The sequence below is a fragment of the Serratia sp. SSNIH1 genome (assembly GCF_002935055.1).
Lineage (GTDB): Bacteria > Pseudomonadota > Gammaproteobacteria > Enterobacterales > Enterobacteriaceae > Serratia > Serratia nevei.
The window spans coordinates 461,500-474,610 of record NZ_CP026383.1 but is presented as its reverse complement, the minus strand read 5'-3'; the positions used below and the strand labels follow the sequence as shown (position 1 = coordinate 474,610).

Here is a 13,111-nt window from a genome sequence, read left to right as displayed (position 1 = left end):
GGCGCCCGCGGGGCGCCGCAACAGGACATGAAGTCCGTCAATTCATTGAAAATTAAAGCCATAGCATCATGTATTTTTTCATCTTAGCGTTATTTTTTGTTTCCATCACCAGTCCCGCTTTCGCCGCAGACATGCGTTATCCCGCCGGTGAAGAGCCGCTGGAGCTACCGGCACACAGCGCGCTCAACGCCCAGCTGTCGCGATCCGCGCAAAACCAGGAAGACAAAAAGCTGGGCGCCATGTCGCTGTACCTGACGCTGATGCGCGAAGACGGCCGCAACGTCTGGGCGCCCTACCAGCTGGCGGTATCGTCGGCGGAGAAAGGCCAAACCGAGCTGGCGGAGCGTTACCTGCAGCTGAGCGCCGACCGCGGCCTGTGGTACTACTACAACCTGCTGGAGGACGACGCCTTCAACAGCATCCAGCACTCCGCCACCTACCAATCGATCCTGGCCGCCACCAAAGCGCGCTATCTGCAGCACGCCCGTCACTATGAAGGCAAGGCCAGCTACGCGATGCCGGACGGAGAAGCGCCGCCTGAAGGCTGGCCAACGGTGATCTTCCTGCATACCTACGGCAAAGCCGCCGCCATCAGCCCCGAAGAACGGCTGCTGTTCGGCGAAATGGGCGTGGCGTACATCGAGATCAACGGCACGCAGATGCTGTCGGAAAACAGCTTCCGCTGGTCGAATTACAGCGACGAGAGCACCCACACCGCCATTCAGCGTACGCTGCAACAGCTGGCTCCGCAGCTAAAGCTGAATACCCAACGGATTTACCTCAGCGCCCGCGGCCAGGGCGCACTGCACGCCGCCAACCTGATCGCGAAGTACCCGCAGTTTTACGCCGGCGCGCTCCTGATCGCCCCCAACGGCGAGATCAAGCCGGCCCAGCAGTCGCTGGCGGCGCAAAAGAAAATCGTGATGGCGTATTACGATCGGCAGAACTTCAGCGAGCAGGCGCTGGCATTGCACTTCGCCAATCTGTTCGGGGAGGATAATCAGGTGCAGACGCTGCACTTCGCCCAGGGCGAGGATGCCGCCGGCAGTTGGCAGGCGCGCTTCAGGCGGCCATTGCAGTGGGTGTTGGATCGGGCGCCGGATGCGACGCCGGGCGTCTAGGGGTTCAGGGCCGGCAGGCGCCGGCCCTTTGGCAGTCAATGGCCGTCGACGAAGACGATCTTCAGCACGAACAGCAGCGCCACCACCACCACGCACGGGCTGATTTCACGCCAGCGGCCGGTGCCGAGCTTCATCACGCAGTAGGAGATAAAGCCGAGCGCGATACCTTCGGTGATCGAGAAGCTGAACGGCATCATCACCGCGGTGACAAACGCCGGTACCGCTTCGGTCAGATCGTCCCACTTCACCCGCGCCAGGCTGGAGGTCATCAGCACGCCGACGTAGATCAGCGCGCCGGCGGCGGCGTAAGCCGGCACCATGCCCGCCAGCGGCGACAGGAAGATCACCAGCAAGAACAGCAGGCCGGTGACCACCGCCGTCAAACCGGTGCGGCCGCCGACGGCAACGCCGGAAGAGCTTTCGATGTAAGCGGTCACGGAAGAGGTACCCGCCAGCGAACCGGCCACCGAGCTGATGCTGTCAACGTACAGCGCCTGCTTCATGCGCGGGAACTTGCCCTGGCTGTCGGTCAGGCCAGCTTTATCGGTAACGCCGATCAGGGTGCCGGAGGAGTCGAACAGGTTCACCAGCATAAACGAGAAGATGACCCCGGCCAGCCCGATGTTCAGCGCGCCGGCCACGTCGACCTGGCCCACCACCGAGGTGATGCTCGGCGGCAGGGAGAACAGGCCGCCGTATTTCACGTCGCCCAGCATCCAGCCGATCAGGGTGGTGACCACGATAGACACCAGCACCGCCGCGTGGAAGTTGCGCGAAGAGAGCACGGCGATGATGAAGAAGCCGAGCGCCCCCAGCAGCACGTTGTGCGAGGTCAGGCTGCCGATGGTCACCAGCGTGTCCGGGTTGGCCACCACGATGCCGGCGTTTTTCAGCCCCATCATGCCGATGAACAGACCGATGCCGCTGGTGATGCCGACCCGCAGGCTGACCGGAATGTTGGCGATCATCCAGTAGCGAATGCGGAAAATGGTCAACAGCAGCAGGCCGACCGCGCCCCAGAAGATGGCGCCCATGCCCACCTGCCAGGAGATGCCCATCGCCCCGACCACCACGAAGGCGAAGAAGGCGTTCAGGCCCATCGCCGGCGCCAGCGCCACCGGCAGGTTCGCCAGCAGGCCCATAAAGATGCTGCCGAAGGCGGCGATCAAACAGGTAGTGACAAATACCGCCTGGGTATCCATGCCCGCCGCGCCCAAAATTTGAGGGTTAACGAACACGATATACACCATGGTGAGGAAAGTGGTGATACCGGCAATCGTTTCCGTACGCGCCGTCGTGCCATGTTGCTTGAGTTTAAACACGCGCCCAAGCAAGCCTTGCTCAGCGTCAAGGCCAGATACTGGTTTGGTCATTATCAGAATTCCGAAAATGGGAATGGACAGTCGCCGGCTATCCTATAACAAAAAGTGGGGCTTTTGACGCCGGTCACAGGTTTTTTTCGCCGTCTTTACGGCTAAACGTGTCAACGGCTTGTATTTACAGGCTTTCATCCCCCGAGCCCGCCCGCTGCGTTGCCGTTTGCCGGCACGGCCGATAAAATGGCCTATCGCATCTCTTACCCTACCCGCTAAAAAAACAGGAATCCGCATGTCTTCGACCTTTATCGATAAGCTCGCGTTAATTACGCTGAAAGACGACAAAGTGGCGCTGGTGCGCTCACACAATAAGACGCTGTTTTATATGCCGGGCGGAAAACGCGAAGCGGGCGAAACCGACGAACAGGCGCTGTGCCGCGAAATCGACGAAGAGCTGACCGTTGCGCTGCTGCCGAACTCCATCGCGTTTTACGGCGAGTTCACCGGCCCGGCGGACGGCAAGCAGGACGGCACCCAGGTGCGTATTCGCTGCTATCAGGCCGACTTTACCGGGCAGCTGCAGCCGGCCGCCGAAATCGCCGAGCTGAGGTGGTGCGACAGCCGCGATCTGCCGCACTGTTCACACGTCGCCGCGCTGATTTTGCACGATCTCAAGGCGCGTAACCTGATCAAGTGATCGCTGAGCGCCCCTCAACGGCGCCAATCCGAAGGAACCTGTCCCGCATGAATCAGATTGACTGCATTTTGTTCGACTGCGACGGCACGCTGGTGGACAGCGAAGTGCTGTGCAGCAAAGCCTATGTGCACATGTTCGCCCACTACGGCATTCATCTGTCGCTGGAAGAGGTGTTCAAAAAATACAAAGGGGTGAAGCTGTACGAGATCATCGATCGGGTCAACGCCGAGCAGGGCACTAACCTGGCAAAAGAGGCGTTGGAACCGCTGTATCGGCAGGAGGTGACGCGGCTGTTCGACAGCGAACTGCAACAGATTGCCGGCGCCCGCGAGCTGCTGGCGCAGGTGACGGTGCCAGTCTGCACCGTCTCCAACGGGCCGGTCAGCAAGATGCGGCACTCGCTCGGCCTGACCGGCATGCTGCCTTATTTTGATGACCGGTTGTTCAGCGGCTATGACATTCAGCGCTGGAAGCCGGATCCGGCTATTGTGTTTCACGCCGCCGAACGGATGCAGGTGCCGGTGACGCGCTGCATCCTGGTAGATGACTCGCCCGCCGGCGCCCAGGCCGGTATCAACGCCGGCATTCCGGTCTTTTACTTCTGCGCCGACCCGCATAACCCGCCGATCGACCACCCGCTGGTGACGACGTTTGACGACCTGGCCCAGCTGCCCGCGCTGTGGCGCGAACGCGGCTGGCGGCTGACGGCCGATTAACTGGCCGGCAACGGCGGTTTGTTGCGCCACCAGCGCCAGGACCGCTTCAGCGCGCGGGTTTGCGCGCCGAAGCGGCGGTTAACCGCGTTGGCCAGCAGATCGAGCGCCAGGCAGAACACGAAATAGACCAGCGCCACGAACAGGAACACTTCCATCGGGTAGACCATGCTGCGGTTGTTGACCTGGGTCGCCAAGAAGGTCAGTTCGCCAACGCCGACGATATAAGCCAGCGAGGTGTCTTTGATCAGAGAAATCCACTGGTTGATGAACGACGGCACCATCATGCGCAGCGCCTGCGGCAGCACGATCATGCGCAGCGTCTGCCAACGGGTCAGCCCCAGAGAAAGCCCGGCCTGCCACTGGCCGGGGCCGATCGCGGCGATGCCGGCCTTCACCGCATGGGCCAGATAGGCCGAGGCGATCAGCGCCAGCGCACACACCACGGTGGTGATTTCCGGGATCTCGACGCCAAACACCATCGGCAACAGGAAATAGGTCCAGAAGATCAGCATGATGACCGGAATGGCGCGGAAAAAGCCCAGCACCGCCGCCAGCAGCCCGGCGGCGACGCCGCGCGACATCGCCAGCGCCACGCCGAGTAAGGTACCAAGCACCGCCGAAGCCACGCCGGCCATCAGGCTGATCGCCAACGTCAGCGCCGCGCCGCCCAGCGGCCCGTCCGGCCAGGTGCCCCACAGCAGGTAGCCCAGGTTATCGTGAATTACGCTGAAATCCATCTCAATGTCCTCCCAGCGGTTTACGCTGTTGGCGCCACATGCCCCAGCCTTCCAGCAGCGCGATGATGGCGATATACAGCACCGTCGCCACGCCGAACGCCTGGAAAGTGCGCAGGGTTTCGGTTTCGACCTGACGCGAGGCGTAAGAGAGTTCGGCCACGCCGATCGCCATGGTCAGCGACGAGTTCTTGATCACGTTCATGTATTGGCCCAGCAGCGGCGGCAGCGCGATTTTCAACGCCTGCGGCAGCACCACGTAGCGCATCGCCTGCCAGCCGGTCAGCCCCAGCGCCTGAGCGGCATATTTCTGCCCGCCGGCGACGCCGCGAATGCCGGAGCGGATCTCTTCGGCGATAAAGGCGGTGGAGTAGAGCGTCAGGCCGAAGAAACCGGCGAGAAACTCGAACGACGGCCACTCAAGCGGGCCAACCTGATGGGCGCTGTTCAGCCACTGCATGGCGGCGGACGGCAGGATCTGCCCGGCGGCGAAGTACCAGAAGAACAGCTGCACCAACAGCGGCGTATTGCGAAACAGCGAGCTGTACCCCACCGCCAGCCAGCGCAACGGCCGCAGGCTGCTGTCGCGCATCGCCGCCAGCACAAAGCCCAGCAATGTAGCCGCCAGCCCCGCGCAGGCGGAAAGCCACAGCGTCAGCAGAAAACCGTGCCACAGCCAGCTCAGATATTGCGGCGCCAGCAGCCAGTCCAGGTTCATGTTCAATCCTTGTCTTGCAGAATGCATCAGGGGCGCAGCAAGCTGCGCCCCTCCGTGCCTATCTCACCGCAAGCGGTTAAGTCAGGCTTTTGGTTGCTGATCCAAAGGCGCGATTTTGAAATCGCCGCGCGGTTGAGCGGATTGGGTTTCCGGCCCGAACCAGCGATCGTAAATCTTAACCGCTTCGCCGTCTTTTTCCAGTTTGATCAACGTCTCGTTCACCGCGGCGGTCAGGCGATCTTCGCCCTTGGGAATGCCGACGCCCTGGTACTCTTTGGTCAGGCTGAACGGCGAAATTTCAAATTCCGCCTTCTGCGCCGCCGGCAGGTTACCGAGCAGGCCGACCAGCTTGGCGTCGTCCTGAGTGATCGCCTGCACGTTGCCGTTACGCAGCGCCACAAACGCCAGCGGGGTGTCATCGTAAGAGATCACTTTCGCCGTCGGGAAACGCTCGCGCAGGGTGATTTCCTGCACCGTGCCCTTATCCGCGCCGATGCGCAGCTTCTTGATGTCTTCCGGGGTTTTCAGCACGCCTTTGCGGGCGATGAATTTCTGGCCGGTGGCGAAGTACGGCACGCTGAAGTTCACTTCCTTGGCGCGCTCGTCGGTAATGGTGAAGTTGGCGGCGATCAGGTCAACCTTCTTCGACACCAGCAGCGGAATGCGGTTGGCCGGGTTGGTGGCGCGTAGCTCAACTTTCACGCCCAGCGCTTTACCGATCGCATCGGCAACGTCCACATCGTAACCCACCAGCTTCTTGCTCTGCGGGTCGATGTAGCCGAACGGCGGGTTGCTGTCGAACACCGCGATACGCACCACGCCGGCTTGCTTGATATCGTCAAGTTTGTCCGCGTGCGCGGCGCCGGCGGCGAGACCAGTCAGACTGGCTAACAACGTTAAGGCCAAAGCGCGATGTTTCATAGAAAGCTCCTAAGTGATTGATGTCCTGCTGGCGGATAAGCTAGCAAGCGCCACATAGGTCAGGAAATAATATAAAAAGCTATGTTTATAACCTTTTTATCTTTACGCGCTTAAGATGGAATAAAGGCGCGGGAAACCGCGCCTTTGAAGGATATTACCCGGAAAGGGTTAGTCGGCTTTTTCGTCTTTACCGCCCGGAGAGAGCAGCTTTTCCAGGGCGTCGCCGCCCAAATGACGGAAGTCCTGCCCTTTGACGAAATAGAAGATAAATTCGCAGATGTTCTGACAGCGGTCGCCGATGCGCTCGATAGAACGGGCGCAGAACAGCGCGGTCAGCACGCTGGGAATGGTGCGTGAGTCTTCCATCATGTAGGTCATCAGCTGACGCACGATGCCTTCATATTCCTGGTCGACCTTTTTATCTTCGCGGTAAATACGGATCGCCTCGTCCAGATCCATGCGCGCAAACGCGTCCAGCACGTCGTGCAGCATCTGCACGGTGTGGCGCCCCAGCGATTCCAGACTGACCAGCAGCGGCTGGTGCTGGTGCGAGAACTTTTCCAGCGCGGTGCGGCAGATTTTGTCCGCCACGTCGCCAATGCGTTCCAGCTCGGAAATGGTTTTGATGATAGCCATCACCAGGCGCAGATCGCTGGCGGTCGGCTGACGCTTGGCGATGATGCGCACGCAGGCTTCGTCGATCGCCACTTCCATCATGTTGACCTTGGCGTCGCCTTCGATCACGCGCTTGGCCAGCTCGCCATCCTGATTGTGCATCGCGGTGATGGCGTCGGTCAGCTGCTGCTCCACCAGCCCGCCCATGGTCAGCACCTGGGTGCGGATATGCTCAAGCTCTGCGTTGAACTGGCCGGAAATGTGTTTATTTAAATTCAGGTTATCCATGATGCTTCCTATCAACCATAACGGCCAGTGATGTAGTCTTCAGTCTGCTTTTTCTGCGGCGCAGTGAACAGGTTATCAGTATCACTGAACTCGATCAGCTCGCCCAGATACATAAATGCGGTAGAGTCGGAGCAGCGCGCCGCCTGCTGCATATTGTGCGTCACGATCACCACGGTGTAGTCGGCCTTCAGCTCGCTGATCAGCTCTTCAATCTTGCCGGTGGAGATCGAATCCAGCGCCGAGCAAGGCTCATCCAGCAACAGCACTTCCGGACGAATGGCGATACCGCGGGCGATGCACAGACGCTGCTGCTGGCCGCCGGAGAGGCTGTAGCCGCTCTGGTGCAGCTTGTCCTTGGTTTCGTTCCACAGCGCCGCCTTGGTCAGCGCCCACTGCACGCGCTCGTCCATATCGGCGCGCGACAGCTTTTCAAACAGGCGAACGCCGAAGGCGATGTTGTCGTAAATCGACATCGGGAACGGCGTCGGCTTCTGGAACACCATGCCGACCTTGGCGCGCAGCAGCGCGATATCCGAGTTGTCGGTCAGGATGTTCTGGCCGTCCAGCAGGATGCCGCCTTCCGCACGCTGTTCCGGGTACAGCTGATACATCTTGTTGAAGGTGCGCAGCAGGGTGGATTTGCCGCAGCCGGACGGGCCGATAAACGCGGTGACCTTGTTCTTGGCGATATCCAGCGTGATGTTCTTCAGCGCATGGAATTTGCCGTAGTAGAAGTTCAGATCGCGTACCTGAATTTTGCTGCTGGAAGCGTCAGTAACCATACTCATCAAGACTTCTCTCTTTTCATCAGCGCCGCCAAAGCGGCGCTCAAAATTTTATGAATGCTTTTTCTTGGCGAAAATCACGCGCGCCAGGATATTCAGTAACAGTACGCACAGGGTGATCAACAGCACCCCGGCCCAGGCCAGCTGTTGCCATTCGGCGAACGGGCTCATGGCGAATTTGAAGATGGTCACCGGCAGGTTGGCGATCGGCTGCATCAGGTCGGTGCTCCAGAACTGGTTCGACAGCGAGGTGAACAGCAGCGGTGCGGTTTCCCCCGCGATGCGCGCAATCGCCAGCAGCACGCCGGTGATGATGCCGGACACCGACGCCTTCAGCGTGATGGCGGAAATCATGCGCCATTTCGGCGTACCCAGGGCGTACGCGGCCTCGCGCAGCGTATCCGGTACCAGCTTCAGCATGTTTTCGGTGGTGCGAATGACGATCGGCACCTGCAGCAGCGCCAGCGCCACGATGCCGGCCCAGCCGGAGAAGTGTTCCATCTTCGCCACCACGATGGTGTAAACGAACAGGCCCACCACGATCGACGGTGCGGACAGCAGGATATCGTTGATAAAGCGGATCACTTCCGCCAGCCAGGATTTACGGCCGTATTCCGCCAGGTAGATGCCGGCCATGATGCCCAGCGGCGTACCGAAGATGGTCGCCCACAGGATCAACAGGCCGCTGCCGGCGATGGCGTTGGCCAAGCCGCCGCCCGCGGTATTCGGCGGCGGGGTCATTTCGGTGAACAGCGCCAGCGACATACCGTCGAAGCCTTTGGTGACGGTGGCAATCAGGATCCAGATCAACCAGAACAGCCCGAACGCCATGGTCGCCATCGACAGGAACAGCGCGAGGCGGTTTTTCTGCCGGCGCCAGGCCTGCATTTTGCGGCGGCTTTCCGCCAGAACGACTGCGTTTTGCATATCCATCGTCGCCATGTTAACGCCCCTCATTCTTGGCCAGACGCATGATCATCAGTTTCGACAGCGCCAGCACGATAAAGGTGATAACAAACAGAATCAGACCCAGCTCCATCAACGCGGCGGTGTGCACGCCGGACTCGGCTTCGGCGAATTCGTTGGCCAGCGCCGAGGTGATACTGTTGCCCGGCATGTACAGCGAAGCGCTGTCGAGCTGGTAGGTGTTACCGATGATAAAGGTCACCGCCATGGTTTCCCCCAGCGCGCGGCCCAGGCCCAACATCACGCCGCCGATGACGCCGTTTTTGGTGAACGGCAGCACGATGCGCCAGATGACTTCCCAGGTGGTGCAGCCGATGCCGTAGGCCGACTCTTTCATCATCACCGGCGTCTGTTCGAACACGTCGCGCATGACCGCGGCGATGTAAGGAATGATCATGATCGCCAAGATCACCCCGGCGGCCAGGATGCCGATGCCGAAGGCCGGGCCGGAGAACAGCTCGCCGACGATCGGAATGCCCGACAGCACTTCGCCCACCGGCGTCTGGAAATATTCGGCGAACAGCGGGGCGAACACGAACAGGCCCCACATGCCGTAGACGATGCTCGGGATGGCCGCCAGCAGCTCAATGGCGATGCCCAGCGGCCGCTTCAACCAGTTCGGCGCCAGTTCGGTCAGGAACAGCGCGATGCCGAAGCTCACCGGCACGGCGATGATCAGCGCGATAAGCGAGGTGACCACGGTGCCGTAGATCGGCACCAGCGCGCCGAACTGCTCCGCCGGCGCGTCCCACTCTTTGGTCCACAGGAAAGCGAAGCCGAATTTCTGCATGCTTGGCCAGGAGGCGAAGATCAGCGAAACGATAATGCCGCCCAGCAACAATAGGGTAATCAGCGCCGCCAGTCTCACCAGCGCGCTGAAAATGACGTCACCGTTTTTGCCCGGTGCTTTGATGGTCGGCTTGTACTCAGCCATAGATTACTCTCTGTTTGAACCCTGGCAGCCCCAACCGGGATCGGAGCCTGAAGAACTGTGTGGGGCGCGGCGAACCCGCGCCCCTGCGTTGTTAGTACAGCGCTTTACCTGAACTGTCTTTTACGTTGGTTTTCCAGGCCGCACGCACCTGCTCAACCACTTCTTTCGGCAGGGTGGCGTAATCCAGCTCGTTAGCCTGTTTGCCGCCGGTTTTGTAAGCCCAGTCGAAGAACTTCAGCACTTCGGCGCCCTGAGCAGGGTTTTTCTGCTCTTTGTGCACCAGGATGAAGGTGGTGGAGGTGATTGGCCACACGTTGTCGCCTTTCTGGTCAGTCAGATCCTGAGCGAAGGTCTTGCTCCAATCCACGCCTTTGGCCGCGTTGCTGAAGCTCTCTTCAGTCGGGCTGACCGGTTTGCCGTCGGCGGAAACCAGCTTGGTGTAAGCCAGGTTGTTCTGCTTGGCGTAAGCGTATTCTACGTAGCCGATAGAGCCTGGCAGACGCTGAACGAAGGCGGCGATGCCGTCGTTGCCTTTGCCGCCCAGACCGGTCGGCCAGTTAACGGTAGAACCGGCGCCAATCTTTTCTTTCCACTGCGCGTTGGCCTTGGACAAGTAGCTGGTGAACACGAACGAGGTGCCGGAACCATCGGCGCGGCGCACCACGGCGATGTTCTGGTCAGGCAGTTTCACGCCTGGGTTCAGCTTGGTGATAGCCGGGTCGTTCCATTTTTTGACGTTGCCCAGGTAGATATCGCCCAGGGTTTTACCGTCCAGAGTCAGTTCGCCGGATTTAATGCCCGGGATATTCACGGCCAGCACCACGCCGCCAATCACGGTCGGGAACTGGAACAGGCCGTCGGCCGCCAGCTTGTCGTCAGACAGCGGGGCGTCGGAGGCGCCAAAGTCAACGGTGTTGGCCACGATTTGCTTCACGCCGCCAGAGGAGCCGATGCCCTGATAGTTAACTTTGTTGCCGGTTTCTTTCTGATAAGAATCTGCCCACTTGGCGTAAACCGGAGCGGGGAATGTCGCACCTGCACCGGTCAGGCTGGCAGCAGCGAACGCGGACACGGCGGTCAGGGAGAAGGTCGCTGCCACAATACTGGCGACGGTGGTACGCATCAGTTTCATAATCCCTCCTAATGGGATATTTAAAAGCGACTTCGAGTCGTTTTAATCAGAGTAAGTATTGCTGCAGGAGGGAAAATAGGACAGTTTGGTGACAGAAAAATGTACGCAATATGACAGTTATATTACAGCGCATTTGAGTGGTGATGTTTTATATAAAAATCAATTCGTTAAATCAAAAATAGCGCAATTGCCAAGCAATAAAAAAACCGTTTGTCCACGCCCTATCCGCTTGAATATGACAACGTTTATCCCTGAATCGGCGCCGCTGTCATCTTTCGCGTTGCTCATGAAAAAAGCCGGCGCTAAGGCCGGCTTTTGCAGTTTACCTGCGGCAGATTACTCTACGGTGACAGACTTCGCCAGGTTGCGCGGCTGGTCAACGTCGGTGCCTTTGATCAGCGCCACGTGGTAAGACAGCAGCTGCAACGGCACGGTGTAGAAGATCGGCGCCACGATGTCCTCGACGTGCGGCAGAGGAATGATGGTCATGCCTTCGCTGCTGACGAAGCCGGCGCCCTGATCGGCGAACACATACAGCTGGCCGCCGCGCGCGCGCACTTCTTCAATGTTGGACTTCAGCTTTTCCAGCAGTTCGTTGTTCGGCGCCACCACAATCACCGGCATATCGGCGTCGATCAGCGCCAGCGGGCCGTGTTTCAGCTCGCCCGCCGCATAAGCTTCGGCATGAATATAGGAGATCTCTTTCAACTTCAGCGCCCCTTCCATGGCGATCGGATACTGATCGCCGCGGCCGAGGAACAACGCATGGTGCTTGTCGGAGAAGCCTTCCGCCAGCGCTTCGATCTCTTTATCCATCGACAGCATCTGCTCGATGCGCGCCGGCAGCGCCTGCAGGCCGTGCACGATCTCCTGCTCCACGCTTTCCGCCATGCCTTTCAGGCGGCCCAGGCGCGCCACCAGCATCAACAGCACGGTGAGCTGCGTGGTGAAGGCCTTGGTCGAGGCTACGCCGATTTCCGTGCCGGCCTTGGTCATCAAGGCCAGATCGGATTCGCGCACCAGCGAAGAGCCCGCAACGTTACAAACGGCCAGCGAACCGAGATAACCCAGCTCTTTGGACAGGCGCAGCGCCGCCAGGGTATCGGCGGTTTCGCCTGACTGCGACAGGGTGATGATCAGGCTGCCCGGACGCACCGCCGATTTGCGGTAACGGAACTCGGAGGCGATCTCGACGTCGCACGGCACGCCGACCAGCGCTTCGAACCAATAACGCGCCACCATACCTGAGTGGTAAGAAGTGCCACAGGCGATAATCTGCACGTGCTGCACCTTGGCCAACAGCTCATCGGCGCGCGAGCCCAGCTCGCTCAGGTTGATTTGGCCATGGCTGAAACGCCCTTCCAGGGTGTTTTTCAGCGCCAGCGGCTGTTCGTAGATCTCTTTTTGCATGTAGTGCCGGTAAGCGCCCTTGTCGCCGGCGTCATACTGCACCTGGGATTCGATCTCAGGGCGCTCGATGGCGTTGCCCTGCTTGTCGAAGATGTTGACGGTGCGGCGAGTCACTTCCACCACGTCGCCTTCTTCCAGGAAGATGAAGCGGCGGGTGACCGGCAGCAGCGCCAGTTGATCGGAAGCGATGAAGTTTTCCCCGACGCCGCGGCCGATAACCAACGGGCTGCCGGAGCGCGCAGCGACCAATACGCTCGGATCGCGGCTGTCCATCACCACAGTGCCGTAAGCGCCGCGCAGTTGTGGGATCACGCGCTGAACCACTTCCAGCAGCGTACCGCCTTGCTGTTGTTCCCAGTGCACCAGGTGCGCAATCACTTCGGTGTCGGTTTCGGAGCTGAAGCGATAACCGCGTTCGATCAGCAGTTCGCGCAGCGGTTCGTGGTTTTCGATGATGCCGTTATGCACCACGGTAATGTAGTCGGAAACATGCGGGTGCGCGTTCGCCTCGGTCGGTTCACCGTGCGTTGCCCAACGGGTGTGAGCGATGCCGGTACCGCCGTGCAGATCGGTCTGCTCCGCCGCTTCGGCCAGTTTTTGCACCTTGCCTACGCGACGCAGACGACTGACGTTGCCTTTTTCGTCGACCACCGCCAGACCGGCGGAGTCATAACCGCGGTACTCAAGACGACGTAAACCTTCCAACAGGATTTCTGCGATATCACGTTGCGCTACTGCGCCTACAATTCCACACATCA

General features: G+C 60.0%; 13 protein-coding genes. 3 read left to right on the top strand and 10 right to left on the bottom strand.

Annotated elements, in window-relative coordinates; genetic code table 11:
* Positions 1-68 precede the first annotated feature (68 nt).
* Positions 69-1,121 carry a hypothetical protein gene (locus tag C3F38_RS02255; protein WP_038876022.1) on the top strand — a complete coding sequence of 351 codons (1,053 nt, stop codon included), beginning with the start codon at positions 69-71 and terminating at the stop codon, positions 1,119-1,121.
* A gap of 35 nt (positions 1,122-1,156) precedes the next feature.
* Here C3F38_RS02255 and C3F38_RS02250 read toward each other — a convergent pair whose 3' ends face one another.
* Entirely contained in the window at positions 1,157-2,494 is a 1,338-nt protein-coding gene (locus C3F38_RS02250; protein WP_028128066.1) for an NCS2 family permease, read from the bottom strand.
* A 235-nt stretch (positions 2,495-2,729) separates the two neighbouring features.
* Here C3F38_RS02250 and C3F38_RS02245 point away from each other — a divergent pair, with 235 nt between their 5' ends.
* Together C3F38_RS02245 and yieH are read left to right on the top strand one after the other, a co-directional pair.
* The gene (locus C3F38_RS02245) at positions 2,730-3,134 is read left to right on the top strand and encodes an NUDIX domain-containing protein (RefSeq protein WP_038876025.1); all 405 of its coding nucleotides are present in this window, start codon (positions 2,730-2,732) and stop codon (positions 3,132-3,134) included.
* A gap of 47 nt (positions 3,135-3,181) precedes the next feature.
* Positions 3,182-3,850, top strand: coding sequence for a 6-phosphogluconate phosphatase (yieH, locus tag C3F38_RS02240; protein WP_048232280.1), 669 nt, complete (start codon positions 3,182-3,184; stop codon positions 3,848-3,850).
* Here yieH and C3F38_RS02235 read toward each other — a convergent pair.
* The 9 genes from C3F38_RS02235 to glmS form a co-directional block, all read right to left on the bottom strand.
* Entirely contained in the window at positions 3,847-4,587 is a 741-nt protein-coding gene (locus C3F38_RS02235) for an amino acid ABC transporter permease (protein WP_004933841.1), read from the bottom strand. The two genes, yieH and C3F38_RS02235, sit on opposite strands and share 4 nt — an antisense overlap.
* Before the next feature lies 1 nt (position 4,588).
* Positions 4,589-5,302 (bottom strand): amino acid ABC transporter permease, encoded by a 714-nt coding sequence (locus C3F38_RS02230; protein WP_048232277.1) that lies wholly within the window; start codon positions 5,300-5,302, stop codon positions 4,589-4,591.
* An 81-nt stretch (positions 5,303-5,383) separates the two neighbouring features.
* Positions 5,384-6,223: an ABC transporter substrate-binding protein gene (locus tag C3F38_RS02225; protein WP_019455482.1), complete on the bottom strand. Its 840-nt coding sequence runs from the start codon at positions 6,221-6,223 to the stop codon at positions 5,384-5,386.
* Between the two features lie 168 nt (positions 6,224-6,391).
* On the bottom strand, positions 6,392-7,126 hold the full coding sequence (phoU, locus tag C3F38_RS02220) for a phosphate signaling complex protein PhoU (RefSeq protein WP_016929613.1): 735 nt from the start codon (positions 7,124-7,126) through the stop codon (positions 6,392-6,394).
* A gap of 11 nt (positions 7,127-7,137) precedes the next feature.
* Positions 7,138-7,908 carry a phosphate ABC transporter ATP-binding protein PstB gene (gene pstB, locus C3F38_RS02215; RefSeq protein WP_369916787.1) on the bottom strand — a complete coding sequence of 257 codons (771 nt, stop codon included), beginning with the start codon at positions 7,906-7,908 and terminating at the stop codon, positions 7,138-7,140.
* Positions 7,909-7,962: 54 nt separating this feature from the next.
* The gene (gene pstA, locus C3F38_RS02210; protein ID WP_019455481.1) at positions 7,963-8,853 is read right to left on the bottom strand and encodes a phosphate ABC transporter permease PstA; all 891 of its coding nucleotides are present in this window, start codon (positions 8,851-8,853) and stop codon (positions 7,963-7,965) included.
* A 1-nt stretch (position 8,854) separates the two neighbouring features.
* Positions 8,855-9,811, bottom strand: a complete 957-nt coding sequence (gene pstC, locus C3F38_RS02205) for a phosphate ABC transporter permease PstC (protein WP_055317615.1) — start codon at positions 9,809-9,811, stop codon at positions 8,855-8,857.
* Positions 9,812-9,902: 91 nt separating this feature from the next.
* Entirely contained in the window at positions 9,903-10,943 is a 1,041-nt protein-coding gene (gene pstS / locus C3F38_RS02200) for a phosphate ABC transporter substrate-binding protein PstS (protein WP_038876034.1), read from the bottom strand.
* Between the two features lie 336 nt (positions 10,944-11,279).
* Complete coding sequence (gene glmS / locus C3F38_RS02195) at positions 11,280-13,109, bottom strand: glutamine--fructose-6-phosphate transaminase (isomerizing) (protein ID WP_047729584.1); 1,830 nt, start codon at positions 13,107-13,109, stop codon at positions 11,280-11,282.
* Between the last annotated feature and the right edge of the window lie 2 nt (positions 13,110-13,111).